20 protein-coding genes are annotated in these 25,968 nt (G+C 70.4%); 6 read left to right on the top strand and 14 right to left on the bottom strand.

From position 1 onward, the window contains the following. Window positions 1-157 precede the first annotated feature (157 nt). Window positions 158-586 (bottom strand): pyridoxamine 5'-phosphate oxidase family protein, encoded by a 429-nt coding sequence (locus tag AB0B90_RS07335; protein WP_362921392.1) that lies wholly within the window; start codon window positions 584-586, stop codon window positions 158-160. A 310-nt stretch (window positions 587-896) separates the two neighbouring features. Here AB0B90_RS07335 and AB0B90_RS07330 point away from each other — a divergent pair, with 310 nt between their 5' ends. After that, the gene (locus tag AB0B90_RS07330; protein ID WP_350946144.1) at window positions 897-1,565 is read left to right on the top strand and encodes a CBS domain-containing protein; all 669 of its coding nucleotides are present in this window, start codon (window positions 897-899) and stop codon (window positions 1,563-1,565) included. 334 nt (window positions 1,566-1,899) lie between these two features. On the opposite strand, the gene AB0B90_RS07325 is transcribed toward AB0B90_RS07330, so the two are convergent. Beyond that, window positions 1,900-2,769, bottom strand: a complete 870-nt coding sequence (locus tag AB0B90_RS07325; protein ID WP_350946143.1) for a universal stress protein — start codon at window positions 2,767-2,769, stop codon at window positions 1,900-1,902. A gap of 330 nt (window positions 2,770-3,099) precedes the next feature. Between AB0B90_RS07325 and AB0B90_RS07320 the strand changes: the two genes are divergently transcribed. Further along, window positions 3,100-3,987 carry a universal stress protein gene (locus AB0B90_RS07320; protein ID WP_350946142.1) on the top strand — a complete coding sequence of 296 codons (888 nt, stop codon included), beginning with the start codon at window positions 3,100-3,102 and terminating at the stop codon, window positions 3,985-3,987. Window positions 3,988-4,092: 105 nt separating this feature from the next. Here the strand turns inward: AB0B90_RS07320 and AB0B90_RS07315 are convergent, their stop codons facing one another. Then, a complete protein-coding gene (locus tag AB0B90_RS07315; protein WP_350946141.1) occupies window positions 4,093-4,809 on the bottom strand; it encodes a CBS domain-containing protein in 717 nt (238 codons plus the stop codon). Between the two features lie 309 nt (window positions 4,810-5,118). Here AB0B90_RS07315 and AB0B90_RS07310 point away from each other — a divergent pair, with 309 nt between their 5' ends. Continuing rightward, window positions 5,119-6,819 carry a GAF domain-containing protein gene (locus AB0B90_RS07310; protein WP_350946140.1) on the top strand — a complete coding sequence of 567 codons (1,701 nt, stop codon included), beginning with the start codon at window positions 5,119-5,121 and terminating at the stop codon, window positions 6,817-6,819. A 25-nt stretch (window positions 6,820-6,844) separates the two neighbouring features. Here the strand turns inward: AB0B90_RS07310 and AB0B90_RS07305 are convergent, their stop codons facing one another. From AB0B90_RS07305 to AB0B90_RS07285, 5 genes are all read right to left on the bottom strand, one after another. Further along, window positions 6,845-7,513 (bottom strand): CBS domain-containing protein, encoded by a 669-nt coding sequence (locus AB0B90_RS07305; RefSeq protein ID WP_362921388.1) that lies wholly within the window; start codon window positions 7,511-7,513, stop codon window positions 6,845-6,847. Window positions 7,514-7,654: 141 nt separating this feature from the next. Beyond that, window positions 7,655-8,416 carry an HAD-IA family hydrolase gene (locus AB0B90_RS07300; protein WP_362921386.1) on the bottom strand — a complete coding sequence of 254 codons (762 nt, stop codon included), beginning with the start codon at window positions 8,414-8,416 and terminating at the stop codon, window positions 7,655-7,657. Window positions 8,417-8,551: 135 nt separating this feature from the next. Further along, complete coding sequence (locus tag AB0B90_RS07295) at window positions 8,552-9,226, bottom strand: pyridoxamine 5'-phosphate oxidase family protein (protein ID WP_362921384.1); 675 nt, start codon at window positions 9,224-9,226, stop codon at window positions 8,552-8,554. Window positions 9,227-9,484: 258 nt separating this feature from the next. Beyond that, window positions 9,485-12,133 (bottom strand): GNAT family N-acetyltransferase, encoded by a 2,649-nt coding sequence (locus tag AB0B90_RS07290; RefSeq protein WP_362921381.1) that lies wholly within the window; start codon window positions 12,131-12,133, stop codon window positions 9,485-9,487. 202 nt (window positions 12,134-12,335) lie between these two features. Continuing rightward, window positions 12,336-13,829 carry an AAA family ATPase gene (locus AB0B90_RS07285; RefSeq protein ID WP_362921379.1) on the bottom strand — a complete coding sequence of 498 codons (1,494 nt, stop codon included), beginning with the start codon at window positions 13,827-13,829 and terminating at the stop codon, window positions 12,336-12,338. A 377-nt stretch (window positions 13,830-14,206) separates the two neighbouring features. Here AB0B90_RS07285 and ftsH point away from each other — a divergent pair, with 377 nt between their 5' ends. From ftsH to mgtA, 3 genes are all read left to right on the top strand, one after another. Then, entirely contained in the window at window positions 14,207-16,150 is a 1,944-nt protein-coding gene (ftsH, locus tag AB0B90_RS07280) for an ATP-dependent zinc metalloprotease FtsH (RefSeq protein ID WP_362921377.1), read from the top strand. Window positions 16,151-16,282: 132 nt separating this feature from the next. Then, entirely contained in the window at window positions 16,283-17,632 is a 1,350-nt protein-coding gene (locus tag AB0B90_RS07275; protein ID WP_362921375.1) for a phosphoribosyltransferase family protein, read from the top strand. Window positions 17,633-17,781: 149 nt separating this feature from the next. After that, window positions 17,782-20,475 (top strand): magnesium-translocating P-type ATPase, encoded by a 2,694-nt coding sequence (mgtA, locus tag AB0B90_RS07270; RefSeq protein WP_362921373.1) that lies wholly within the window; start codon window positions 17,782-17,784, stop codon window positions 20,473-20,475. Window positions 20,476-20,481: 6 nt separating this feature from the next. Here mgtA and AB0B90_RS07265 read toward each other — a convergent pair whose 3' ends face one another. From AB0B90_RS07265 to AB0B90_RS07240, 6 genes are all read right to left on the bottom strand, one after another. Then, the gene (locus tag AB0B90_RS07265) at window positions 20,482-21,042 is read right to left on the bottom strand and encodes a hydrogenase maturation protease (protein ID WP_362921371.1); all 561 of its coding nucleotides are present in this window, start codon (window positions 21,040-21,042) and stop codon (window positions 20,482-20,484) included. Window positions 21,043-21,067: 25 nt separating this feature from the next. After that, window positions 21,068-22,354, bottom strand: coding sequence for a Ni/Fe hydrogenase subunit alpha (locus AB0B90_RS07260; protein WP_362921369.1), 1,287 nt, complete (start codon window positions 22,352-22,354; stop codon window positions 21,068-21,070). Next, window positions 22,344-23,135 (bottom strand): oxidoreductase, encoded by a 792-nt coding sequence (locus tag AB0B90_RS07255; protein ID WP_350946129.1) that lies wholly within the window; start codon window positions 23,133-23,135, stop codon window positions 22,344-22,346. The genes AB0B90_RS07260 and AB0B90_RS07255 overlap by 11 nt, the downstream gene beginning before the upstream one ends. Then, on the bottom strand, window positions 23,135-23,953 hold the full coding sequence (locus AB0B90_RS07250; protein ID WP_362921367.1) for an FAD/NAD(P)-binding protein: 819 nt from the start codon (window positions 23,951-23,953) through the stop codon (window positions 23,135-23,137). The genes AB0B90_RS07255 and AB0B90_RS07250 overlap by 1 nt, the downstream gene beginning before the upstream one ends. Continuing rightward, window positions 23,941-25,014: a 4Fe-4S dicluster domain-containing protein gene (locus tag AB0B90_RS07245; protein ID WP_362921365.1), complete on the bottom strand. Its 1,074-nt coding sequence runs from the start codon at window positions 25,012-25,014 to the stop codon at window positions 23,941-23,943. The genes AB0B90_RS07250 and AB0B90_RS07245 overlap by 13 nt, the downstream gene beginning before the upstream one ends. 121 nt (window positions 25,015-25,135) lie before the next feature. After that, entirely contained in the window at window positions 25,136-25,822 is a 687-nt protein-coding gene (locus AB0B90_RS07240) for a CBS domain-containing protein (protein ID WP_350946126.1), read from the bottom strand. Window positions 25,823-25,968 lie beyond the last annotated feature (146 nt).

The following is a 25,968-nucleotide window of genomic DNA, read 5'->3' as shown; positions in this document are numbered from 1 at the left end:
CCGGGAACGATCTCTTCCGCTTCCTGCGGATGAGTGTGGTCATCTGCCCGGCTCTTCTCATCCCCATCTCACCCCCGTCGGGGAACCGTATGCAGGGCCGGAGGTCCCTGGCGGGCTGCCACCGGACGCGGCCCGTGGGCGTGCCGGAAACGGGCCGTCAGGTCTCCCGCTCGTCATGCCTGGACGAGAGGCGGCGGCCGGTGATCTGTTCGGCGCGTACCACGATGTAGTGGTCACGGCTGGCGGGCGCCCAGGTGCGCAGGGGGAGTGCGGACAGGCGCTCGATCTCGTTCGGTTCGCGTACGGCGCGTGCGGGGCCCACGGCGGTGACCGACCAGCCGGTGCGGGCGGTGAGGTCGAACTCGTCGGCCTCGAAGGCGACGATCGCGTCGCTGGCCGCGGCGGCGAGCTTGGACCCGAAACCCGTGCGGATCACGATGTTCTCGCCGTCGAGCACGAAGTTGACCGGTTGCACCGCGGGCAGGGCCCGGTCGGTGAACACGATGCGCCCGATCGAGGCCGACGCCAGGAGCGTGACGCACTCCTGGCGCGAGAGGATCTGCAGACCTGCCGAGTCGAGCTTCATGCCCCTAAGGCTGCCCGGTCGCTCTCCGGCGACGTTAGGGGCGAAAGTCCCCTTCATCACCGACGATCTGCCCTCGGGCCGGGCGCCGACGGGACATCGATCGATGACGCGTGCCGGGTCCGGGACGAAAGACTCTGCCCTCACGCGGTGAGATCGGGACCTGTGGCCCTGGAGCGGACCGCCGGGAGGGAGGTCTGATGGGGGAGAGGACGGAGGACACCACGCGCGTCGCGATGTGGCGGTCGTCCACTCCGGGCGGCGCCCGGAGGCCGGGAACATCCGTGAGGACTCGCAGGAATTGGGGAAGAAAATGTCGATCACCGTGAGTGACGTGATGGGCCGCACCGCCATCGCCGTGCGGCAGGACGCGGGTTTCGCCGACATCGTGGCCGTGATGCGACGCTTCGCCGTGGGCGCGGTGACGGTCGTCGACGTGGAACGCCGTCCGGTCGGGGTGGTCTCGCAGGACGATCTGCTGCTCAAGGAGAGCGACGCGGTGCGCCACAGCATCTCCATCTTCGAGAGCACCGCACGCCGGCGCGAGCACGAGAAGGCCGCGGCGGTCGTGGCCAAGGACCTGATGACCTCGCCCGCGATCACCGTTACGCCGGGCATGCCCGTCAGGGAGGCGGCGCGACTCATGCACGACAAGAGGATCCAGCAGCTTCCGGTGATCGACCCGGTGACCGGCCGCCTCGCAGGCATCCTGCACCGGGCGAACCTGTTGCGCGTCTTCGACCGCGCCGAGGCCGAGCTGCGCGCCGAGGCCGAAGCCGTCGCCCGCGACCTGAACACCACCGCCTCGGAGGTGGTGATCGGTGTCGAGAACGGTGTGGTGACGCTCGACGGCAAGGTCGAACGCCGCTCACAGGTCGTCCAGCTCGTCGAGGCGATCCGCCGGCTCGAAGGCGTCGTCGACGTCACCTCACGGCTTGAGCACGGTGACGACGACCTGCTCGTCCTCCCGCCCCTGCTGTAGGCCGGCGCACCATCGGGATCATCGCCGGACGCGGTGGGCATGACGGTGGGCATGCGCTGTGCCGCCGGTCCGGTGGCGGTGGCGCGTGCTCGAAAGGTTCGAAGGGGATGTGAAAGACATTACTGATCTACTTTGTAAAGGGCGCACGCTAGCTCAAAACCGACAAACAGGATAAAAAGGACTAAAGGCGGCATTGAACAACAAGGGCGTGTCAGGTCCGGTGTGCGCTACGGGAAGGCAGGCCGTCGTTCGCTCGTAAGGTGCCCAATGTCGCCACACGTGCCTTCTCCCCGGGCCCGGTAGGTGGCGCCACGGTGGTCTGTGCCGGGAGGGCTCAACTCCGATGGTCGTGCGAGGTGTGATGGACGGCGACGGGCGCCCGAGCGTGGTGGAGCAGGGCGCGTACGGTCGAGCTGAGGAACATCGCCCGGCCGCGGGCGCCCACGACGACCAGTTCAGCGGTCTCGGAGGCGTCGATGAGCGCCTTGGCCGGATGCTTGTGCACGACCTGCTCGATGAGGGGAACGTCGGGGAACCTCTCCCGCCGGCCACTGAGCGACTCGGCCAGCAGGCGGGCCTCCTCGTCACCGACCTCTTCGACGTCGTAGACGAGTGGCTGCATGTCGCCGGGTGCTCTGCTGGCCGGGTGGGTCCAGGCGTGGAGCGCTCGCAGTGGACGCCGGTGCAGGGCCGCCTCGCCGAAGGCGAACTCCAGGACGGGGTCCTGGTCGGGACGTCCGGTGACGCCGACGACGATCTCGCCGCCCCGGGTGGTGTGCGGCTGATTGACGATCACTACCGGGCACGGGGATCGGGCGGCCAGGTCGTGGCTGACCGAGCCCAGTAGCAGGCCGGCGAATCCGCCCAGGCCTCGGTGGCCGACGACGACCAGCTGTGCGCTCTCGGCCACGGCGGCGATCGCCTCCGCGGCGTTTCCGTCGAGGATCTCGGTGGTGACCTTCGGCGCGGGGTCGTGGGAGCGGACCTGTTCGGCTGCCCGGTGAAGGAGTTCCTCGCAGGCGGCTTCCTCGGCGGGGCCCCAGTGGCCGGGCTGGGGGACGAGCGGGACGTCATAGGCCCAGCGCAGGGCGGCGTGGACGATGCGCAACGGCGCCTTTCTCAGGGTCGCCTCCCGCGTTGCCCAGGTCAGGGCCTGTAGCGAGGGCGTCGAGCCGTCGACGCCGACGATGATGGGTGCTGTCATGGTGACCGCCCTCGGTGCGTTGTCAGGGGCCGATGCTCTGATCGCGGTGGCCGGGCCCGAGATCCGGCGGGTTCTCGCGTGTGCCCCTGGCTCGTCTCATTCTTCGTGGCTCCGCCGTTCGCCGGGTAGGGACGAAGGTCCCCTGGGTTTCCTCGGGGGCCGTCTCGTCGTCCGGCCAGGTGACGGTGGGGTGGAGGATCATGGCTCGTCGCCCGGGTTTCGCGGGTGGGTGCCGTGCGGTGAGCAGGGCGGAAGGTCCCACCACGGTGGGACCTTCCGCCCTGCTCTTCGGCGGGTGTCCTGGTGAGCATGGAGAGGGAGGTGAGGGCGATGAGCGATATTCGTGAGGTTGTCGTCGGCTATGACGGCTCTGACTTCTCCATGCAGGCCCTGGAGTGGGCGATGGACGAGGCCGAGCTCGGGGGGTTGCCGCTGAAGGTGGTTCACACGTGGCGGTGGCCGTATGGGGAGGCCGATGAGGATGCCAGGCTTCATCTGCGCAACGCCGCCGAGCATGTGCTGTATCACGGGGCCGACTGTGCTCGCGCGTGTAGCACGCTGACCGATGTCGCGACGGATCTGTATGAGGGCGCGGCCGCCGAACGGCTGGTCGAGCTGTCGGAGCGAGCGGCGATGATCGTCGTGGGTTCTCGGGGCATGGGCACCCTGGCGAGGACCGTTCTGGGGTCGGTAGCTGGGTATGTGGCGGCTCATGCGGGTTGTCCGGTGATCGTGGTGCGGGGGCCCGGTCCGCTTCCGGTGCCGGCGAAGCGCGGTGCCGTGGTTCTGGGGATGAGCGGGGACACCTCTGACGGGGTGATCGAGTTCGCTTTTCGTGAGGCCGCCCTCAGGCGGTTGAAGCTGACGGCGGTGCATGCCGGGCGCCTGCAGCCGTTGGTGCACGACACGCGGGTCGCGATGCACGCGGCGGAGGACGGCATGCTGGAGCGGCTGGGGCCATGGCGGATCGCCTACCCCGGGGTGTCGGTCCGTGCCTGTTTCGCCGCGACGTCCGCGAAGGACCTGCTGGAGGACGTGTCCAGGGAGGCGAGTCTGGTGGTGGTCGGCGGGGCACGTGATCACGGCAGGCTCGGCTCGACCTCCAGGTCGGTTCTTCAGCACGGCTTCTGTCCCGTGGCGGTCGTTCCCGTGGGCTGGGAGAGTCCGCCGCGGAGTGAGCCCGCTCGGGCGGGCTTCGACACCTCCGGTGACCTCTGAGGTCTCTTCGGGCATTCGGAGGGGCCGATGGGGTGAAGGCCTCGGGTCTTCGAAGCCGCCTGGATCACGGTCGAGGGGCTGAAGAACCCGGGGGAGGTGAATTCTTTACCTTCGGTGTCTTGTCCGGGCTGGGACGTCGTCGACGTCCCACTTCAGGTTGTCGATCACGTCGACGACTCCGTTCACCCGCTGGGTTATCCGTACCGCGAGCCGGGCGTCCTCGCGCCGGTGCATGTGGCCGCTCAGGGTGACGACGCCGTGTGCGACGGTGGCGGTGGCGGTGTTGGGGGCGGCCCACAGGGAGTGTCCGAGAATGTTCTCCTCCACCTCGCGGGCGATGTCGGCGTCATCGCGGACGAAGATCTTGAGCAGGTCGTGGCGGCTGACGATGCCCTGGAGCGATCCGTCGGCATCCACCACCGGCAGTCTTTTGACGCCGTGTTCGATCATGAGGCGTATGGCGGACACGACGGAGGCGTGCTGCTGGACCGTGATCGCGGGGGTGGTCATCAGGTCGGCGGCGGTGTCGCCGCGGGCTTTGACGCGGCCCGCGGCGACACCGCCGCCCTTCTGACCCAGGCGGTGGAGTAGCCGGATGCGTAGCGGCGGATGGTAGTCCTCGCGGTAGTAGCGCTCCTTGAAGCCTTCCTTGTGGAGGAGGTCCTCTTCGGAGACGATGCCGATGACGTGCCCTTCGTCGTCGACGACGGGGAGCGCGCTCACCGTGTGGGTGATGAGCGCCTCGGCGACGTCCTTGAACGGGGCGTCACCCCTGACCGACGTCACCTTCGTGGTCATGACGTCTTTGACCGTGGCGTACATCGGCGACCTCCTTCTGGACGCGGGTCCTTCGTGGGTGTGGCGGCCCCGCACGGATCGAGGGTGGCTCGCCGCTGCCCGCCGGGTTCCCGGATCTCCATCTCACTGCCGGCGGGGGCGTCCCGGCAGAGGCCACAGGTCCTCGATGTGGAGGTCTTTCGGCCACCGGGTGGCAGGGCTCCCCGAGCCGGTCGGCGAGGTCGTGTCTCGTCGGTCAGGTGTTCGTCATCGGGAGGTAAACGATGGCCGGAAGAGTGGATACGGCCTCCTTGGCGGGCGGGTGTCCGCGTGCCCGGGTGCGAAACTTGGGGTATGGCGAAGATCGAGCCGGGTGCGTTGATCACGCACATGCGCCTGGACGAGCTCTTGGCGGAGTTGCGGGTGCGTCTGGAGGCGGTGCTGGCGACCCGTGACCGGGTGCACGCGCTGCTCGAGGCGGTGGTCGCGGTGGGTGGCGACCTGGATCTGGAGACGGTGCTGCGCAGGATCGTGGAGGCCGCCACCGCGCTGGTGGACGCCACCTATGGGGCGTTGGGGGTGGCCGGTGAGCACAGCACGCTCGTTCAGTTCGTTCCGGTGGGGTTGAGTGAGGAGGAGATCGCGCGGATCGAGCACTGGCCGCACGGGCTGGGTCTGCTCGGGTTGCTGATCAAGGAGCCGCAGGTTCTGCGGCTGGCCCACATCTCCGACCATCCCGCCTCCTGTGGGTTTCCGCCCGGTCATCCGCCGATGGGGTCGTTTCTGGGGGTGCCGGTGCGGGTGCGTGAGGAGGTGTTCGGCAATCTCTATCTGACCGAGAAGCGTGGTGGGGGGGAGTTCGACGAGGAGGACGAGGCGATCGTGACGGCGTTGGCGACCGCCGCGGGGGTGGCGATCGAGAACGCTCGTCTGTATGAGGAGACGCGGCGCAGGGAGATGTGGTTGCAGGCGTCGGCGGAGGTGACCACCAGTCTGCTGTCGGGGGCGGAGCCGCGCGAGGTGCTCGGGCTGATCGCGCGGCGGGCGCGGGAGATGGCGGGGGCCGATGTCGTGGCTGTTCTGCTGCCTGATGAGAGTGGCCGGATTCTGCGTACGTTGATCGCCGAGGGGGAGGCCTGTGAGCAGGTGGCCCATGCCGAGGCGTTGGTCGCCGATTCTCTGGCCGGTCGTGCTTTCGTCACCGGTGAGCCGCTCATGGTGACCGATCCGGGTGAGGTGAAGATCCCGATCGTGATCGCCGAATACATCTCGCTCGGCCCGGTGGCCGCGGTGCCGATCGGGGCGTCGGGAGGTGTGCGGGGGGTGTTGTCGCTGGGTAAGCGTTCGGGGCGTCTCCCGTTCAGCAGGGATGAGCTGCGCACCCTGCACTCTTTCGCGGGGCAGGCCGCGATCGCCCTGAAGCTGGCCGAGAGCCGGATGGACGCCGAGCGGCTGAGTCTGCTGGAGGATCGCGACCGGATCGCCAAGGACCTGCACGATGTGGTGATCCAGCGGTTGTTCGCCGTGGCCCTGACCTTGATGAGCACGGTGCCGCTGATCGAGCGGCCGGAGGTCTCGTCGCGGCTGCGCGGCTCCATCGACGAGCTCGACGGCACGATTCGGCAGATCCGTTCCACCATTTTCGCCTTGCGTGCCTTCCCTCAGGAGGGCGATTCCGGGTTGCGTGCGGGGATCGTGGCCCTGGTGGAGGGGGTGCGCGGTCAACTGGGTTTCATGCCGGGCCTGGAGATGGAGGGGAGGCTGGACGGTGCGGTGCCGGAGCCGGTGGCCGAGGACCTGCTGGCCGCGTTGCGTGAGGCGTTGTCCGATGTGGTGCGTCATGCCGAGGCCTCGAAGGTCGACATATCGGTGGACGCCGGTCAGGAGCGGCTCGTCCTGACCGTGGTCGACAACGGGGTCGCCGTGTCCGCGGACGGCGGGCACGATGGGCTGCGTGATCTGCGGGAGCGGGCCGAGCGGCTGGGCGGGTCCTTCGTCGTCGGCTGCTCGCCGGAGGGTGGCACCCGGTTGGTGTGGAGCGTTCCATTAGGTTAGGTGCGGGCGGTCGTGAGGGCGGGTTTCACAGCCGTTCCCCGGTGCGGGTGTTGTCCCGGTCCCAGGCGAGTTCGTCGATCACGTCGATGACTCCGTCGATCTGGCGGGTCATGTCCAGGGCGATCCTGGTGTCCCCGCGCAGGGTCATTCGTCCGCTCAGTGTCACCACGCCGTCCTTGACGGTGACCTGGACGAGGGAGGTGTCCATCCACAACGAGCGTGTCAGGACGTCCAGGCGGACCTCGCGTTCGATGTCGTGGTCGGAGCGGATGAACGCCCTCAGCAGGTCGCATCGGCTGACGATGCCCGCCAGGCGGCCCTGTCCGTCGATCACCGGGAGCCGTTTGACGTCGTTCTCCCTCATGAGCCGGCCGGCGTCCGCCACCGGGGCGTCCTTCGAGATCGTGATCGCGGGGACGCGCATCAGCTCTCTGGCGACCTCGCCTCCGGTGCGGTTCGCGCAGGTCTGCCGTTTGGGCGGAGTGGGCTCGCCGGAGAGCGTGTCCTGGGGTTCCTTTCCGCGGAGCAGGTCGGCCTCGGAGACGATCCCCACCACGTGGCCGTCGTCGTCCACCACCGGTAGGGCGCTCACCGTGTGGGTGAGAAGCGTTTGCGCGATGTCCTTGAAACCGGTGTTCTCACCGACCGAGATCACCTTGTGGGTCATCACGTCCTTGACGGTGAGGTGGTGCATCTCGCCTCCGAACAGGTGGTGACATGGGCCGGCCCGGTCACTTCCGCGCCCACCGGCCGTGACTCGTCCATAGGGGCAGCATCGGCCGTGCTCGCGGCGTTTTCCAGGGTCCAAGGACCTTATGAGCCGGGACCGTCGGCTCTAAGGGGGGTGCGGGGGGCCTGAGCGATCAGGGGGCGGTTTCAGTCGTAGTTCGGCCAGGTCGGTGACGACCAGGTCGGCTCCGGCGGCGCGCAGGGCCTGTCCCCGGGTGTGCCGGTCGACGCCGATGACGAGTTTGAAGCGGCCTCGCCTGCCGGCTCGCACACCGGCCAGGGAGTCCTCCACGACGGCTGCCCGGCTCGGGGCCACTCCCAGTCGCCGGGCCGCGTACAGGAACAGCGCGGGATCGGGTTTGCTCGCGAGTCCGAGCCGGGCGGCGGTCACGCCGTCGACCAGGACGTCGAACAGGCCGGTGGCGTGCGCGGCGTCGAGCACCCGTGCGCAGTTGCGGCTCGCGGAGACGGCGGCGGTGAGTACTTTTTCGCGTCGCAGTTCGCGAACGAGTTCAAGGGTCGAGCGGAAGGGGGTCACGCCGTGGGTGTCGAGTTCGGCCAGGAAGGAGGCGTCTTTCGCGGCGGCGAGATCCGCCGCCGTGTCGGGATCGATGGTGATGTTTCGGGAGTGCAGAAAGTCGTTCACCCCGTCCAGCCGGGATTTGCCGTCGACGTGGGACAGATACTCCTCATCGGTGTCGAACGGCCGGAACGGCTCGCCGGACCGTTCGGCGTGCTCGCCCAGGAAGGCGTCGAAGACCTGTTTCCACGCGGCGGCGTGCACGGTGGCCGTGTCGGTGACGACCCCGTCGGTGTCGAAGATCATCGCGGCGATCTCTTCGAGGTCCACCACTGCGGGAGGCGTCATGGAGCGCTTCCTTTCTTGCCGGGCACGACGGCTGCCCGATCTCGCAGTCAGGACTGATCGGCCCTGCCGCCTCCGCAGGCCGGTGATCTTCCCCGGAAGCGCGGACGACCGTCCGGGCGGCCACACCGGTGTGGATCACGGGCCGTGCAGGATGCGGCGGCCGGTGATCTCGGAAGGAGTGATCTTGACGTAGAGCTCGCGGTCGCCGCCGGCCCAGGGGTGGACGCCCAGGGTCATCACGGCCGCCTGCTCCTCGGCGGTGGAGACATGATGGACACCGCCTCGGATGAGGACGCTCCAGCCCTCGCGGTTGGCGTCGTCGATCCGATCGACCTCGAAGGCGACTTTGAACTCGACCCCCTTCACGCCGGTCCTCAGGCTCTCGTCGAGCGGGCCGCCGAAGGCGGTACGGAAGATCACGCAGCCTTCGTGCAGGACGTAGTTGACCGGCAGGATCGTCGGGCCGCCGAGGTCGTCGAAGGCCAGCCGGCCGACCCCGCCGGGGGAGATGAGCCGCAGGCACTCCTTCGCGTTCAGGTGCTTCAGCTCGGGGTGGAGTGCGGCTCTTCCCTGCCCGGGGGGCTGGTCGACGGTCCCTCCCAGGAGTTCGGCGGTGCTGGTGTCCAGGGCGGAGGCCAGGCGCTCGATAGTCTCGATGGCGGGGGCGGCCGCCCTCTGCTCCACGTAGGCGAGGTAGGAGGGGTTGATGTCGGCGCGCTTCGCCAGTTCTTCCCGGTCGAGGCCGAGGCTTTCACGTCGTCGGGTGATCCGGCGGCCGAGGTCACCGGGAGCGGCGAGGCGTTCAGCCATGGGGTTTTCCCCTTTCAAGGTGGGTGTCGTCCGCGGAGACGGGCTTTTCATGCCGTCGCGGTGTTTTTCGAACCTCCCCCCGTAGGACGGCCACGTCGGATGCGACGCCGGGCTCTGGCGGCCGGCCTTCGGGGAATCTCTTCACTGGGAACGCTATGGCGCGGGCAGGGGCGGTAACAGGGCCGAAAGTCCCGTGCGCCATGGCCAGGTGACCTTGATGGTCGCATGCCGGTCGCGTGCCGGTCGCGTGCCGGTTCGTCAGCGGAGCCGGCGGCGCAGAGGGGAGGGGACGGGTGAGGCCGGGGCCAGCCGGATCCGCACGTCCACCACGACGGCGTCGGCGGGACCGGCGACGATCGGGTTCAGGTCCAGCTCGGCGATCTGGGGGAGATCTTCTGCGAGTTTCGCCACCCTGACGATGTGATCCTCCAAGGTGGCGGTGTCGGCCACCGGACGCCCCCGGTAGCCGAACAGGAGGGGGGCGCAGTGCAGCTCCCGGATCATTTCCGCGGCGTCCTGGCCGCTCAGCGGGGGACTGCGGAAGGCGCGGTCGGTGAGCAGTTCGGCGCTCACGCCTCCCATGCCGACCATGACCAGAGGACCGAAGGAGGGGTGGCGGACCGCGCCGACGATGATCTCCACGCCGTCGGGTGCCATCGGCTGGACGATCGCGCCGGTCATCTCCCGGCCGACCGTGTCCTTCATCGCCCGGTAGGCGCCGCGAACCTCCGCCGAGGTGCGCAGCCCGAGCCGGACGCCGCCGACATCGCTCTTGTGCACCGGTCCCGTCGCCTTCAGCGCGACGGGGAATCCGAGGTGGGCGGCGGCACGGGCGGCCTCTTCGGGGGTGTCCGCCTCGATGAACTCCGCCACGGCGACCCCGTAGCAGCCGAGAAGCCGGGCGGCCGTCACCGGGTCGAGCCAGCGGCCCTGGGGATGGTGCGACAGGTCTTCCTCGACGAGTTCCCGTGCCGCCTGGATGTCCGTCCCCGCAGGAGGGACGAAGGGCAGGACCGGACGTGAGCGCCACCGCCTGTAGGCCACGGCCCGGCTCACCGCCTGCACGGCCTGCTCGGGAAAGGCGTACACGGGCACCGGGCCGGTCGTCCCGTCACGGCCGACCACGCAGGCGACGACGGTCTTGTTCGCCGAGCTCGCTACCCGCGCGATCGCCTCACAGGTGCGTTCGGTACCCGAACCGAACGGCGGGGTGTAGACGATCAGCACGGTGTCGACCTCCGGGTCTTCCAGCGCGGCCAAGGCGGCGAACTCCAGCTCGTCGGCCTGCCCGTCGGCCGTCAGGTCGACCGGGTTGGCGACGGCGGCGGCCGGGCGCAACCCGGAGCGCATCCGTCGCTGGGTGCCGGGCGACAGTTCCGGTACGAGAAGGCCGTGACGTTCACAGGCGTCGGCGGCGAGCGCCTGTGGCCCGCCGGAGTTGCCGACGATCGCCAGCCGGTCTCCGGCGGGCAGCGGCTGGGTGGCCAGCAGCCGTGCGGTGTCCAGCAACTCCTGCATGCCGTCGACGCGAATGACTCCGGCGGCGCGCAACAGGGCGTCGACGGCGACGTCGGGGGTCGCGGCGGCGGCGGTGTGCGAGCGTACGGCCCGGTCCCCCGAGGTGCTGCGACCGCTCTTGATCGCGACGATCGGCTTGTGCCGTCCCACCCGGCGGGCGATCCTGCCGAACTTCCGCGGGTTGCCGAAGGACTCCAGGTACAGGGCGATGACCGTGGTCTGGGGGTCGTCCTCCCAGTACTCCAGCAGGTCGTTGCCGCTGACGTCGGCCTTGTTGCCGACCGAGACGAAGGAGGAGATCCCGATGTCGAGCGTGGTGGCCCGGGCGACGAGCCCGGCGGCCACCGCTCCGGACTGCGACATCAGCGCGACGGCGCCCGGCAGCGGAGGGTGGGGCAGGAAACTGGCGTTGAGGGCGGCGCCGGTGCTCACGATTCCGAGGCAGTTGGGGCCGATCAGCCGCATCCCTCCGGTACGGCAGATGCGCAGCAGTTCGGCCTGGCGCTCCGCTCCCTGCGGGCCGGTCTCCGCGAAGCCGGCGCTGACCACGACGAGCCCGGCCACACCGTGGCCGGCGCACTGGCGTGCGACGTCCAGGACCGCGTTCGCGGGCGTGGCCACGACGACCAGATCGACCGGCTCGCCGATCGAGGACAGGTCGGGATGGGCGGGGAGGCCGAGGATGTGAGTCGCCTTCGGATTCACCGGGTAGACCGGGCCGGGAAATCCGCCGTCGAGCAGGTTTCCCAGCAGCCGATGCCCCACCCGGTCCGGCTCGCGGCTCGCCCCCACGACGGCGACCGAGCGGGGAGACAGCACTCGCCTCAGCGAGGCGCGCTCCGCCTCGTGGTCGCGCCGCTCGATCGCGGCCGTGAGCGCGTCCGTGGGGCGCAGGTCGATCCGGACGCGTATCTCGTCGCCGGTGAACTCGCGTGTCGTGGTGAGACCGAGGTCGGAGAGAACCTTCAGCATCGTCCCGTTTCCGGTGAGCACGTCGGCCACCAGTTCGCCCACCCCCCGGGCCGCGGCGTCGAGCGCGAGGTGTTCCAGCAGAAGGGTGCCCAGACCACGGCCGTGGACGTGGTCGTCGATGAGGACGGCCACGTCGGCGCTGTGCCGTCTCTCGTCGGGGATGTACTCCGCGACCGCGACGAGCCGCCCGGAAAGGAGGGCGACCTGGGCGTGCCCGCGGTAGCCGGAGCCGGTCAGCCGGTCCATGTACAGGTGGGCCGTGGCGCGACCTCCGGCGAAGAACCGCAGGTAGGCCGACTTCTCCGAGGTGTGGTCCACCAGGGCGTGCAGGGCCGCGCCGTCCGTGTCGCGCAGCGGTCTGATGTGGGCGATCTCCCCGGTTCGAAGGAGTGCGTCACATTCGTCCAGGATCGACATGAAGCAAGCCTTTCCCGGTGCTCCGCCGCCTGTCAGGGGTCCTTCGGCCCCATCGTCCGGCCGAAGGTCACCCGCGGAGTCACCGGCGAAATCACTGTCGAAATCACCGTCACCGGGCTCCGGGACGGTGCCCGGTGACGGGGCCGGGAGACGGATACCGATCCATTCGGGACCCTTCTTCCACGGCTCTTTTACGGCGTCCTCAGCCGGGTTCCATCCGGGGGCGCCGGAACCGCCGGGCGACGACGGCCGAGGGAGGATGGATCGCGGCCAAGGCCCGCTCAAGTGCCTGTTCCACGGTCGTGCCGGTGTCGATCTCGGTCGCCTCCGGCCAGGGCGCCGTCCTCGCCGCCATGGTCGCGGCGATCGCCTGATCGGCGTCGGACACCCCGCCGGTCCGCCGGGCGAGCCGCTCGGCGGTGATCTGTGGAGGGGCGGTGCAGCGTAGCGCCACGAGGTCGCTGAAGGTGCGCCGGGCGAGGTGCTCGGCCGCCGTCCGGTGCTCTGCGTCGATCCAGGAGGCGTCGAGGATGACCGGCTCGCCCTGCTGGAGCAGCTTCTCGGCTCGAAACAGCAACTCGTCATAGGTGCGCTCGGTGCGCCGGCGATCGTAGATGCCCTCGCCGAAGGGGGCCGCCGCCGGTTGTTCCGGCGCGATGCCGGCGAGTTCCTTGCGAACGCGGTCGCTGTTCAGCAGCGTGTGTCCGAGGCGGTCGGCGAGGGCGGCGGCCAGGGTCGACTTGCCGGTTCCCGGACCTCCGCCGACGAGGACCAGGGAGATCGCCCCCGCCCGCAGGTGGCGAAGTGTGAGCTCGGCGAGTTGCCGGGCCTCTCGCGCCGAGCCGGAGTCCTCCTGCCGTTGCCGCAGGCAGGCGACCTTGGCGCGGACGAAGGCTCGGTAGGCGACGTAGTGGTGCCAGAGCGAGGGCGGGGCGGGATCGGCGGTGAACTCGATGTAGTGGTGCAGGAAGGTCCCGGCCAGGCGAGGTGCCCCGAGCCGCTCCAGGTCCATGGCGAGGAAGGCCACGTCGTCAAGGCCGTCGAGAAAGCGGAGCCGTTCGTCGAACTCCAGGCAGTCCAGGATCCTCGGCCCGTCGTGCAGGCAGAAGATGTCTTCCGCGAGCAGGTCGCCGTGGCCGTCCACGATGCGGCCCTCCTCGACGCGGGCGGTGAGCAGGGGGTCGCGGCCGTCGAGGAAACGCAGCGTGAGCCGTTCGATCTCCGTGACGATCTCGGGGTCGAGAACCGCGTCGGGAAGCGCGCGGATCTGGTCGAAGCTCGCGTTCCAGCGGGACCGCAGTGCCTGTCTCTCCCCGCTCCGGTCGATGCGCGGGCTGTGGGGGGATCGGGCGTGCATGCTCGCGATCATCCGCGCGATGCTTCGCAGGGGCTCCTCGACCGGTTGGCCCAGGCGGACCATGACGGCGAGACGGCGTTCCTCGGGCATGCGCCGCATCACGACGAGATGATCGCAGACCTCTCCGTCCGGGCCCAGTACGTCGGCGACCCCCTCGTAGACGTCCGGGGCGAGCCGCCGGTTGAGTTCCACCTCCCGCAGGCAGGCGGCCCGCCGGGCCTCACGGGTGGTGAAGTCCAGGAAGCCGAGGTCCACCGGCTTCTTGAGCTTGAAAACACGATCTCCGAGCAGGAGCACGACGGCGATGTGCGTCTCCTTGATCTGCGCCCACGATCCCATCGGCAATGCCTTCCACGCTCAGCTCCACCCCTCGGATGACCGAAACCCCGGTTGAACGGCCGGATCCGCCGTTGAGGTGATCTCGGGCGGGTGGGCGGACTCCCCATCTCCCAGTCCTTCCCCTGGTCGCGACCTGCGACGCGGCCGCCGACGGTCGGTCAGGGCGGCGCGGGGAGACAGTGAAAGGCATCAACGGGTGCAGAGGCGCAGGGGGATGCGGGGAAACACGGTGTGGGCGGGACGGATGTGTCTGCCGCTCGCCTTGCTCGCGACCTACCCAAAAAGGATTTATGTCCTGATTTCGGGTCTTTAGACCCTGCACGATCCCCGCCGGGTGGCTGAAAACTTACAGGGGAGGGGCACATCGGGGAGGCCAGGTGGTGATCACGCGAATCCGGCCGCACGGCCGGCACATGACCGGTAAGGCGAAGCCCGGACCGCCGAACGAACCGCCGCCGACGCCCCCTTCGTCGTCTCCGCCACCCACCGGCTGGCGGCGCTGGCTGCCGACGATCGGCATGCTGATCGTCGCGCTGTGGCTGCTGGTGCCCCTGCTGTTCACCGGGCCGTCGAGCGCGTCGTACCCCTACAGCGATTTCGTCGCCAAGGTGAGCACGGGACAGGTCAAGGCGGTGACGATCGACGATCAGGGCGCGGTGTCGGGCACGCTGAACAACGGCGCCACCTTCACCAGCCAGATCCCCACCGCGCTCAACGCCACCCGGCTGGAGGACCAGCTTCGCTCCAATCACGTCCAGATCACCGCGACGCGGGCGGAGAACTCCCTGATCTCGCTCCTGGTCGGCTTTCTGCCGCTGGTGCTGCTCATCGCCCTGTTCGGCTGGATGGGAAGAAAGGCGCAGCAGTCCATGGCCGGTGGGATGGGAGGTTTCGGCCGGTCGAAGGCGAAGATCATCGAGGCCCAGCGGCCGGCGACCCGGTTCGGCGACATCGCCGGCTACGACGGCGTCAAGCAGGAGATCAGCGAGATGGTGGAATTCCTGCGCGCCCCCGATCGGTACGCGGCCGCGGGCGCGAAACCACCCCGGGGAGTGATCATGGTCGGTCCTCCGGGAACGGGCAAGACGCTCATCGCCCGGGCGGTGGCCGGAGAGGCGGCCGTGCCGTTCCTGTCGGTCACCGGCTCGGCGTTCGTGGAGATGTTCGTCGGCGTGGGCGCCTCACGAGTCCGCGACCTCTTCGACGAGGCGCGTAAACGCGCCCCCTCGATCGTCTTCATCGACGAGATCGACGCCATCGGCGGCCGGCGTGGCAGGGCGATCGCCGGCAACGACGAACGCGAGCAGACACTCAACCAACTGCTGGCCGAGATGGACGGCTTCGACCAGAGCAGCGGGATCGTCGTCCTGGCCGCGACGAACCGGCCGGAGACCCTTGACCCCGCTCTGCTGCGTCCCGGCCGTTTCGACCGGCAGGTCACCGTCCCGCTGCCCAACCAGGTCGAACGCGCGGCGATACTGGCCGTTCACGCGGCCGGCAAGCATCTGGCCCCGGACGTCGACCTCGGCGTGATCGCCCGTGCCACGCCGGGATTCTCCGGCGCCGACCTGGCCAACCTCGTCAACGAGGCCGCGATCAACGCGGTCAGGGCCGGCCGCACGACCATCAACGCCAGGGACCTCGACGCGGCACGCGAGCGGGTGCTGCTGGGACGGCGGGAGACGACCAACGCGCTGCTTCCCCAGGAACGCCACTCGGTGGCCGTGCACGAGTCCGGGCACGCCCTGCTCGCCACGCTGTGCGAGCAGGCCGACCCGGTCGCGAAGGTGACCATCCTGCCCGCCGGTCTGACACTCGGCGTCACCGAGCAACTGCCCGAGGCCGAACGGCATCTCTACAGCGAGACCTACCTCACCGATCTGCTCACCGTGCGGCTGGGCGGCCGGGCCGCGGAACTGGTCGTCTTCGGTGAGGGCTCCACCGGCGCCGCCAACGATCTCGCGGCCGCCACGCAGATCGCCACCCGCATGGTGCGCGACTTCGGCCTGTCACCCGCGCTCGGTCCGGTCGGCTACTCTCCCGCGGGCCCTCAGTTCCTCGGCGAGGACGGTGAGGAGCTCCAGCGCAGGCCGTACTCGGAGCGGACGCAGCAGGTCATCGACGAGGAGGTCGCCCGCCTGATCCGCGAGGCGGAGAAACGCGCGGTCGACCTGCTGAGAGTGCACCGTGGCGCCCTGGACCGGCTCGCCGCGATCCTGGTCGAGAAGGAGACGGTCGACGGTGACGTCGTCGGCGGCGTGCTGCGCGACGAGCGGCAGGCGCATCCGGACCTGAACGCCGCCGACGACGTCACTGTCTGATCACTGTCTGAGAGGGGGACGTTTCCCGCATACGGGGAGGTGAATCGGGACCTTCGGCCCTACCGCCGACGTGATTTTTCCATCGACGCCGGTGAACGGGGGCGTGGTGTCGCAGATTGCGAGGTGGACGGGGTGTTCGTCGATCGCCATGAGGCGGGGATGCGGCTGGCCGAGCGACTGCGCGGGCTCGTCGACGTCAAGAACGCCGGGAACGCCGGGAACGCCGGAAACACAGTCGTCGTGGGGTTGCCCAGAGGGGGAGTGCCGGTGGCGTTCGAGGTGGCCAAGGCCCTCGGCGCTCCGCTGGATGTGATCATCGTCCGCAAGCTCGGGGTGCCGTTCCAGCCGGAGGTCGGGTTCGGTGCCCTCGGGGAGGGCGGGGTACGCGTCGTCGATCGCGACATCGTGTGGCGCGCGAACCTGACCGAGGAGGAGATGGCCGCGGTGGAGGAGCGGGAGCGCGAGGAGCTCCTGCGCCGCGGGCGCCACCTGCGCGGTGAGCGCGCCCCGCTGGATCTGACGGGCCGTACGGTGATCGTGGTGGACGACGGTGTCGCCACCGGCGGAACGGCTCGTGCCGCCTGCCAGGTGGCTCGGGCGCGCGGGGCCTCCCGAGTGGTGCTGGCGGTTCCGGTCGGAGCGCCGGGAACGATCGAGAGCCTGCGTGAGGTCGCCGACGAGGTGGTCTGCCTGCGAACACCGCACGCCTTCTACGCGATCGGTGCCTGGTACCTCGATTTCTCCCAGGGCAGCGACGAGGAGGTGATCGAGTTGCTGCGGCGGGCCGAAGCCTGGGGCGGCAGGGGTGAGGAGCACGCACGGGGAGACGATCCTCCCGGCCCCGCCGAGGAGGTCTGGGTGGACGCCGGCGAGGTCCGGCTGCCCGGCAGGCTCGTCGTTCCCGAGAGCAGCGCGGGGGTGGTCGTGTTCGTGCACGGCAGCGGCAGCAGCCGCCACAGCCCGCGCAACCGGTACGTGGCCTCGACGTTCAACCGGGCGGGCCTGGCGACGCTGCTGTTCGACCTGCTCACACCCGAGGAGGAGTTCGACCGGGGCAACGTGTTCGACATCGGGTTGCTGGCGGAAAGACTCGTCCGGGTCACCGGCTGGCTGGGGGATCGGCCTGAGGTGGCGGGCGTCCCGATCGGTTATTTCGGGGCGAGCACCGGAGCCGCGGCCGCGCTGTGGGCGGCGGCGGAGCCGGGCTGCGAGGTCGCCGCCGTCGTCTCCCGGGGTGGGCGGCCCGATCTGGCCGGTCCGCGACTTCCGGCGGTGCGGGCGGCGACCCTGCTGATCGTGGGAGGCCGCGACGAGGCGGTGATCGACCTCAACAGGGCGGCACAGGAACGGTTGCGTTGCGAGAACCTGCTCCGGATCGTCCCCGGCGCCGGTCACCTGTTCGAAGAGCCTGGAACGCTCGAGAGCGTCGCGGCTCTGGCGCAGGAGTGGTTCGCCCGCCACTTCGGACCAGCGGTGAGCTGAGAGTCGTCGCAGCCACCTCGCCGGGGCGAGCCGTGCCGCTCGGCGTGCCCCGGCCCGGATGCCTGAGGGACCTTGGCCTCTAACGCGGCGGCGGCGCGAGCGCCCAGGATCTGAACAGGACCAGGGCGCGAGGTATTAGGGAGCCGATGATGGTTGCGACGGCCCGCCTGGGCGGCACGGCCCGGCTGGACGTCGCCGACGCGGCGGCGCTGCCGGCCGAGGAGGTGCTGGCCCGGCTGGGCAGCGGGCGCGAGGGACTGACGACGGAGCGGGCGCGCGATCGGCTGGCGGCGCTGGGACCCAACGCCGTGCGCTCGCACCGGGCACGGTGGCCGGTGGTGCTGGCCCGCCAGCTGCGCTCACCGCTGCTGATCCTGCTGGCGGTGACCGCGCTCGCCTCCGCCTTTCTCGGCGAGCCGAAGGACGCGCTGATCATCGGGGTGATCCTCACGGCCTCGGTCGGGCTGGGCTTCGTCAACGAGTACCGCGCGGAGAGGGCCGCCGAGGCCCTGCACTCCCAGATCGAGCATCGCTGCGTGGTCTGGCGCGACGGCCGCCCCGGCACGGTGGCGGTGACCGCCCTGGTTCCCGGCGACGTCGTCGAACTGCGGCTGGGCGAGATCGTGCCGGCCGACCTGCGACTGCTGTCGGTGAGCGACCTGGAGTGCGAGGAGTCGGCGCTGACGGGGGAGTCGCTGCCGGTGGCCAAGGCCACCGAACCGGTCGCCGCGGGTACGGCCCTGGCGGATCTGACCTGTGGCGCGCTGATGGGCACCGTCGTGCACGGGGGCCTGGGCACCGGCGTCGTGGTGGCCACCGGCGGCCGCGCCGAGTTCGGCAGGATCGCGCTCGCGCTCGGTGAACGCCACCCCGAGACCGAGTTCCAGACCGGGCTGCGCCGCTTCTCCCTGCTGCTGGTGCGCATCGCCGCCGTGCTCACCACCACGATCTTCATCGTCAACGTGATCCTGCATCGGCCGATCTTCGACGCGCTGCTGTTCTCCCTGGCCATCGCGGTGGGCATCTCCCCGCAACTGCTCCCGGCCGTCGTCTCGACCAGTCTGGCCGCCGGCAGCCGGCGGCTCGCCCGGCACAAGGTGCTCGTCAAGCGCCTGGTGTGCATCGAGGACCTGGGCAACGTCGAGGTGCTCTTCACCGACAAGACGGGAACCCTCACCGAGGGCCGTATCACCTTCACGCGAGCCCTGGACGCGGACGGGCAGGCCGCGCGGGAACCGCTGGAGCTCGGCCTGCTGTGCGGCGAGGCCACCGTCGATCCGGGCGCCGGGCGGGAGCGGGCGGTGGGCGGCAACGCGCTGGACCTCGCCCTGTGGGACTCACCCGACGCCGCCGCCCTGCACGGGCGGCTGGGCCGCTACCGGCGCCTCGCCCTGCTGCCCTTCGACCACGAGCGGCGGATGGTCTCGGTTCTGGTCGAACGTGACGACGGCCACCGCCTGATCATCAGCAAAGGCGCGCCGGAGGCCGTCCTGGCCCGGTGCGCCGACGTCCCCGCCCGGGCGTCCGCGGCCCTGGAGGCCGAGTTCGCCGCGGGTAACCGGGTGGTCGCCGTCGCCACCCGAGACGTGACCACTGCGGACGTGACCGCTTCGGAGGTCTCCGGCGCCGCCACGATCACGGCTGCCGACGAGCGCGATCTGGTCTTCCGCGGCCTGCTGGTGTTCCTCGACCCGCCCAAGGACGGCGCCCGCGAGGCGCTGCGCCGCCTGGCCGAACTCGGCGTCACCGTCAAGGTCCTCACCGGCGACAACCCCGCCGTGGCCGCGAAACTCTGCGCCGACCTCGGCCTGCCCGCGGCGCGGGTGCTCACCGGAGCCGACGTCGAGGCCGCGGACGACCCCCGGCTGGCCGAGCTGATCGGCCGGACCACCGTGTTCGCCCGCGTCAGCCCGGAACACAAGGCCCGCATCGTGCGCCTGCAGCGCGGCAGCGGCCTGGACGTGGCCTTCCTCGGCGACGGCGTCAACGACGCCGTCGCCCTGCACGCCGCCGACGTGGGCATCTCGGTCGACTCGGCCACCGACGTCGCCAAGGACGCCGCCGACGTGATCCTGCTGGAAAAGGATCTCGCCATCCTGGCCGACGGTGTCGTGCAGGGGCGCCGGATCTTCGCCAACACCATGAAATACGTCCTGATGGGCACCTCCAGCAACTTCGGCAACATGTTCAGCGCCGCCGGCGCCTCGCTGGCGCTGGGCTTCCTGCCGATGCTGCCCTCGCAGATCCTGCTCAACAACCTCCTGTACGACAGCAGCCAGCTCGCGATCCCCACCGACAACGCCGACCCCGAGCAGCTGGCCCGCCCCTCCCACTGGAACGTCCGGCTGATCCGCCGTTTCATGCTGTTCTTCGGCCCGATCAGTTCCCTGTTCGACGTCGCGACCTTCGTCATCATGCTGGGGGTCTTCCACGCCGGGCCGCCGCTGTTTCGCAGCGGCTGGTTCGTCGAGTCCCTCGCCACCCAGACCTTGGTGATCTTCGCCATCCGTACCCGCCGCGTCCCGTTCCTGCGCAGCCATCCCAGCCTGCCCCTGCTGCTGGCAGCCCTCGGCGTCGTCGGTGTCGGTGCCCTGCTGCCGTCCACCCCGTTCGCCGGCGCGCTCGGCTTCCAGCCCCTGCCCGCCCTGTTCTTCCTCGCGCTGGCCGCCATGGTGATCGTCTATCTGGTTCTCATCGAGTTCGGCAAACAGTGGTTCTACCGCACCGTGCCCGCCGCACCTCCCACCCGCCCGCGCCCTCCCGGTCACCGCGTCCACCGCCGGGCGAGCCGGTTCAGCACCCCGGAGCCCGTCGCGTCCGCCGAGTCCGTGAAACATCCGTGATCCGGTTCAACGGGGCCGTGCCGGCTCCGAGCGGACGAGCTCGACCACCGTCTTGGCCACTGTCTCGGCGAGCCGTTCGACGGCGAGCCCGACGGCGGGCGTCACCGGGGCGCCGAGCCCGAAGTCGGCGCCCTCGACGGTGTGGAGCACGAGCTCCCGAGGCAGGCGGCCGAGGACACGGCCGAGCGCGAGCGCGTCGGCGATGCCCAGGGCGTGTGAACTGCCGTGCCGGACGACGGGTGGCGTCCAGCGGTCGCCTCGGGCGCGCGGCGCGGAGCCGAGGAGGGCACGGCGGCCGGTCGTGCCCGGGGGCGCGCCGGAGACCACCGTGTCGATCACGATCGCGAGCCGGGCGCCGGTCCACGCCTCGATCAGCTCGGCGGGGTCGCCCGCGTTCTCCAGCACGGTGACCCGCGCCGGGAGCGTGCCGCGCAGCAGCCGGGCCGTCAACAGCCCCGCGGCGTCGTCTCCCCGGAACTCGTTGCCGATCCCGACGATGACGACATCGGCGTCGGGATCGGTGCCGGTGCCGGTGCCGGTGGCGGTGGCGGCGACGCGGTCGCGCATGGGTCCTCCCGGGTGCGGACCGGCCTCACCGGTCCAGGTGCAGGCGCAGGAAGTGGGTCGAGCAGGAGATGCACGGGTCGTGGTTGCGTACCGCGCGCTCACACAGCGCCGACAACTCCTGCTGTGGCAGGCCGAGGCGTGGCTCGATGAGATGACGCAGATCCATCTCGATGCGGGCCTGGTTCTGCGAGGTCGGAGGCACGATGTCGGCATCGGTGATCAACCCGGCGCCGTCGATCCGGTAGCGGTGGTAGAGCGTGCCGCGCGGGGCCTCGGAGACGCCGCCGCCGACCCCCGGGCGTGGTTCGACCGCGACGGCCGGCGCGTCCGGCTCGGTGTAGTCCTCGATGATCCGCAGCGCCTCCTCGCAGGCGTGCAGGACCTCCACCGCGCGGACCACGATGCTGCGGAAAGGGTTGCGGCAGACGGGGCCGAGCCCGGCGTCGGAGGCGGCCGAGCGGGCCAGGGGGGAGAGCAGGTGGGCGTTGAGGGCGTATCGGGCCAGGGCGCCCACCAGGTAGCCGGCCTCTCCGTCGAGCCGCGCGTGCAGGGCGGTGGAGTGCGGCACCTGTTCCTCCACGACGTGGGCGGGCCAGTCGGCCGCCGCGAACTCGGTGCCGTCGCTCACCGCGACCGAGCCGGACAGGATGGCGTACTCGGCCGGATGGCGCAGGGCCAGGAAGCGGTAGTCGTGTTCCACGTCGGGAAAGTCGAAGCCGGCCACCCAGCCCACCGTCTCCAGCGCCGCGTCACGGGCCCGGCGCAGCCGTTCGGCGAGCGGTGCGAGCTCGGCGCGGGCGGGCACCCGGTAGAAGCCGCCCACCCGCACGTTGACCGGGTGGATGGCCCGGCCCCCGAGGGCGGCGACCAGTTCGTTGCCGGTCTTCTTCAGCGCGAGCCCCCGCTCCACGGCGTGGCGGTGGTCGGCCGCCATCGCCACCCCGCTGTCGTAGCCGAGGAAGTCGGGGGCGTGCAGCAGGTAGATGTGCAGGGTGTGCGACTCGATCCACTCGCCGTAGTACATCAGCAGCCGCAGGTCCCGCAGCGGCCCGGCCACCTCCGCCCCGCAGGCCGCCTCGATCGCCTGGCAGGCGCTCATCTGGTAGGCCACCGGGCAGATGCCGCAGATGCGGGCGGTGATGTCGGGAGGTTCGGTGTGCGCCCTTCCGCGCAGCAGGGCCTCGAAGAAGCGGGGCGGCTCGTAGATGTTCAGCTCCACGTCGGTGACGCGGCCGTCGCGGGCGCGCACCAGCAGCGAGCCCTCGCCTTCCACCCGGGCCAGCCCGCTGATCCTGAGCGACCTATGCGTCATCGACGGCCTCCTCGGCTGCCTGAAGGAACGGTTCCTCGGTGGCGTTGAACGTCCGGTAGACGCGCACCAGCTCGGGGGTGCTCATGCCGAGCTCTCGCAGCCGCGCGTTGAGCGCCCGGGCGTTGGGGCTCTCCATCGGGCCGAAGCAGCCGTAACAGCCCCGGTTGAACGCCGGGCAGAGCGCTCCGCAACCTGCCTGGGTGACCGGACCCAGGCAGGGGGTGCCGTGGGCGACCAGGACGCAGACGTTGCCCCGGGCCTTGCACTCGACGCAGACGCTGTGGCCGGGCACGAAGGGGCGGCGCCCGGCCAGGAACGCCGAGATGACCTCCAGCAGCTGCCGCTTGTCGATGGGGCAGCCGCGCAGTTCGAAGTCCACCGGCACGTGGGCGGAGATCGCGGTGGAACGCTCCAGGGTGGCGATGTAGTCGGGCCGGGCGTAGACGACGGAGAGGAACTCCTCGACGTCGGCGAAGTCGCGCAACGCCTGGATGCCTCCCGCCGTCGCGCAGGCGCCGATCGTCACCAGGCGCTTGGAGACGCGGCGTACGTGCCGGATACGGCGAAGATCGTCCGGGGTGGTGATCGACCCCTCGACGAGCGACAGGTCGTACGGTCCGCGCCCGATCGCGCTCGAGGCCTCCAGGAAGTAGGCGATGTCCAGCTCGGCGGCGACCGAGAGCAACTCGTCCTCGCAGTCCAGCAAGGTGAGCTGGCAGCCGTCGCAGGAGGCGAACTTCCACACCGCCAGCCGCGGGCGCCGGGGCGCGGGCCCGGCCATCACAGCTCCGGCACCGCGAGCAGCCCGGCCGCCCGCTCGTAGCTCAGTACGGGACCGTCCAGGCAGGTGAGCAGCGGGCCGAGCTGGCAGTGACCGCAGCGGCCGACCCCGCACTTCATGTCGCGCTCCACCGACAACGCCACCCGCCCGGCGGGCACCCCCCGCCGTACCAGCCGATCCGCGGTCTCGCGCATCATGAGTTCGGGGCCGCACACGAAGGCGAAGGTGCGGCGAGGCTCGAAGACGATCCGGTCGATCAGCCGGGTGACCAGTCCCACCGGCCCCTTCCAGGCGTGGTCGGGATGATCCACGATGATCTTGACGTCGATGTCGTGCTCGTCCCGCCAGCGGGCCAGCTCACCGGGATACATCAGGGTCGCGGGGGTGCGGGTGCCGACGATCAGGCTGACCCGCCCGTACCGGGAGGCGTGGGCGGCCAGCTCGCGGACCACCGGTCTCAGCGGGGCGAGGCCGAGGCCGCCGGCCGCCACGACCACGTCCAGCCCGGCCGCCGCCGGCAGGTCCCACGACGTGCCGTACGGGCCGCGGACCCCCACGACGTCACCGGGGCGCATCCGGCACAGCGCCGCGCTGACCGCGCCCACCGCGCGGATCGTCTGCACGTATCCGCCGGAGCGGGCGCGGCCGCTGATCGAGATCGGTATCTCCCCGACCCCGGGGGCGTACAGCATGGTGAACTGGCCGGGCAGGAACGGCAGGCAGTCGCCCTGGACCGGCCTCAGCGTCAGGGTCACCGTGTCGGCCCGGTCCGGGCGGCGCGACCGGACGCGGTAGGGCACCGGCGTCATAGGATGCATCCCAGCTCCTCGGTGACGTCGATACCGGTCGGGCACCAGGTGATGCACCTGCCGCAGCCCACGCAACCGGACATGCCGAACTGGTCGTACCAGGTGGAGAACTTGTGCGTCAGCCACTGCCGGTAGCGGGCCGGTCCCGAGGCGCGTACGGGGGATCCGCCGACCTCGGAGAAGTCCAGGGTGAAGCAGGAGTCCCACAGTTCCGTCCGCTCCGCGACGGTGCCGGTGAGGTCGGTGGAGTCCTCGACCGTGGTGCAGAAGCAGGTGGGGCAGGCCATCGTGCAGTTGGTGCAGGCCAGGCAGCGGGAGGCGACCTCGGCCCAGCGCGGGGAGTCGTGGGCCGCGGCCAGGCGTTGCTGGATGTCCGTGGTGTCCACCTGACGGCCCATCCGGGTGGCGGCCAGCCGTGAGACCTCCGCCGCGGCGGCGAGGTCGTCGTCGGTGCAGGGCCGGTGCGGAAGCGCCGCGGCGATCTGCGAGCCCTGCTCGCTTCCCGTCTCGACCAGGAACCGGTGCGGGCCGCTCAGCTCGGTGAGCGCCAGGTCGAACCCGCCGGTGGCCTTCGGTCCGGTGCCCATGGAGACGCAGAAACAGGTGCCGCCGGGCACCGCGCAGTTCACCGCGACCAGGAACAGCGCCTCACGACGCCTGCGGTAGGCCGGATCGGGGTGCCTGCCGCCGAGGAAGACCCGGTCCTGGACCGCTATCGCGGCCAGGTCACAGGAGCGTACGCCCAGCAGGGCGATCCGGGGCGCCGGTTCCTCGATCTCCTCCATCGTCTCGCCGCAGGTCCGAGACAGTCTCTGCCGGGGCGGCTGGGTGTAGCGTTTGGCCGAGTCGGGGCTCGCGGCGAAGCCGAACACCAGCTCGTCGTCCCGCTCGGTGAGCCGGTAGTGGCCGGGGCGCTGCTCGTCGCCGCGCCCGGCGGGCAGCTGCGCTGAGCAGGAGAGTTCGGCGAACCGGATGGCTCCGTCCCGTGCCGTGGGACCGACCACGGTGAAGTCGCGCGAGCGCAGCTCGGCGATGAGTGCTTCCAGCGAATCTGTCACAACGGTGCTCATGAGCCGTTCCCCCCCGGTCCCCGCTGTTGTCATGCTGCCGTACGAGGGCTCCACGCCCTGGCGGGAATCGCCGTACGGTGAGGCGCCGGTTCGCGAACCTCGCGATCGGCGGATGGCGCGGTCAGGCCCCGCCCCAGATGATCGAGAGTGGTACGACGTCGTCCTGGCGCCAGGTGAGCTCGTCGGTCACCTTGACGACCCCGTCGAGGTTTCGTGCCTTCTGCGCGAGGGTGACGGCCTGGCTGTGCTCGTCCACCTGGCCGGAGAGCCGCACGAGGCCGCCTCGGACCTCGATCCCGACGCCCGTGGGATCCATGCCCAGCTCGTGGACGACGAGGTCCTCGCGGATGCGGCGCCCGATCTCGTCGTCGCTGCGGACGAAGACCTTGATCAGGTCCCGGCGGCTGACGATGCCGGCCAGCCTGCCGTCGGCGCGTACGACCGGCAGTCGTCTCACCCCGTGCAGGTCCATCACGCGAGCGGCGAGCAGCACGGGGGAGTCGGCGGTGATGACGACGGCGGGGCGGCTCATCAGCTCGCCGGCGGTCTCACCCGCGGCCTTCCTCCGCAGGCCGCTCTCGCCGCTCATCCGGTGACGCAGCCACGCGCGAAGCGGCGGCCGGTAGTGCTCGCAGTGGTAACGCTGTTTGAACTCCTCCTTGCGCAGCAGGTCGGCCTCGGAGACGACGCCGAGTACGCGGTCGTCCTCGTCCACCACCGGTACCCCGCCGACGTCGGTGGCGATGAGGATCTCGGCGACCTCGCGGAACGCGGTGTTCTCCCGCACCGTGGTGACTCCGGTGCTCATGACATCCTGAACAGTCATTTTCATGACAAACCCCCGCATATTTCTAAATTTCCACGTTATGGAGTGCCTGGGGCTCGTGAGCAGAGCCGAAAGTCCTTCACGGCGTGGCCGGACGGCCCGAGTCACCGGTGGGACGCCTGGCCAGG

Origin of the sequence: Streptosporangium sp. NPDC049078 (assembly GCF_040648855.1) — a bacterium.
Classification (GTDB): Bacteria; Actinomycetota; Actinomycetes; order Streptosporangiales; family Streptosporangiaceae; genus Streptosporangium.
The sequence above is the reverse complement of the archived record's forward strand: the minus strand, read 5'-3'. Positions and strand labels throughout refer to the sequence as shown.

Coding starts and splice junctions, on each gene's coding strand:
- AB0B90_RS07335 (WP_362921392.1), bottom strand. CDS start 586: ATGAAGCTCGACTCGGCAGGTCTGCAGATCCTCTCGCGCCAGGAGTGC.
- AB0B90_RS07330 (WP_350946144.1), top strand. CDS start 897: ATGTCGATCACCGTGAGTGACGTGATGGGCCGCACCGCCATCGCCGTG.
- AB0B90_RS07325 (WP_350946143.1), bottom strand. CDS start 2,769: ATGACAGCACCCATCATCGTCGGCGTCGACGGCTCGACGCCCTCGCTA.
- AB0B90_RS07320 (WP_350946142.1), top strand. CDS start 3,100: ATGAGCGATATTCGTGAGGTTGTCGTCGGCTATGACGGCTCTGACTTC.
- AB0B90_RS07315 (WP_350946141.1), bottom strand. CDS start 4,809: ATGTACGCCACGGTCAAAGACGTCATGACCACGAAGGTGACGTCGGTC.
- AB0B90_RS07310 (WP_350946140.1), top strand. CDS start 5,119: ATGGCGAAGATCGAGCCGGGTGCGTTGATCACGCACATGCGCCTGGAC.
- AB0B90_RS07305 (WP_362921388.1), bottom strand. CDS start 7,513: ATGCACCACCTCACCGTCAAGGACGTGATGACCCACAAGGTGATCTCG.
- AB0B90_RS07300 (WP_362921386.1), bottom strand. CDS start 8,416: ATGACGCCTCCCGCAGTGGTGGACCTCGAAGAGATCGCCGCGATGATC.
- AB0B90_RS07295 (WP_362921384.1), bottom strand. CDS start 9,226: ATGGCTGAACGCCTCGCCGCTCCCGGTGACCTCGGCCGCCGGATCACC.
- AB0B90_RS07290 (WP_362921381.1), bottom strand. CDS start 12,133: ATGTCGATCCTGGACGAATGTGACGCACTCCTTCGAACCGGGGAGATC.
- AB0B90_RS07285 (WP_362921379.1), bottom strand. CDS start 13,829: ATGGGATCGTGGGCGCAGATCAAGGAGACGCACATCGCCGTCGTGCTC.
- mgtA (WP_362921373.1), top strand. CDS start 17,782: ATGGTTGCGACGGCCCGCCTGGGCGGCACGGCCCGGCTGGACGTCGCC.
- AB0B90_RS07265 (WP_362921371.1), bottom strand. CDS start 21,042: ATGCGCGACCGCGTCGCCGCCACCGCCACCGGCACCGGCACCGGCACC.
- AB0B90_RS07260 (WP_362921369.1), bottom strand. CDS start 22,354: ATGACGCATAGGTCGCTCAGGATCAGCGGGCTGGCCCGGGTGGAAGGC.
- AB0B90_RS07255 (WP_350946129.1), bottom strand. CDS start 23,135: ATGGCCGGGCCCGCGCCCCGGCGCCCGCGGCTGGCGGTGTGGAAGTTC.
- AB0B90_RS07250 (WP_362921367.1), bottom strand. CDS start 23,953: ATGCATCCTATGACGCCGGTGCCCTACCGCGTCCGGTCGCGCCGCCCG.
- AB0B90_RS07245 (WP_362921365.1), bottom strand. CDS start 25,014: ATGAGCACCGTTGTGACAGATTCGCTGGAAGCACTCATCGCCGAGCTG.
- AB0B90_RS07240 (WP_350946126.1), bottom strand. CDS start 25,822: ATGAGCACCGGAGTCACCACGGTGCGGGAGAACACCGCGTTCCGCGAG.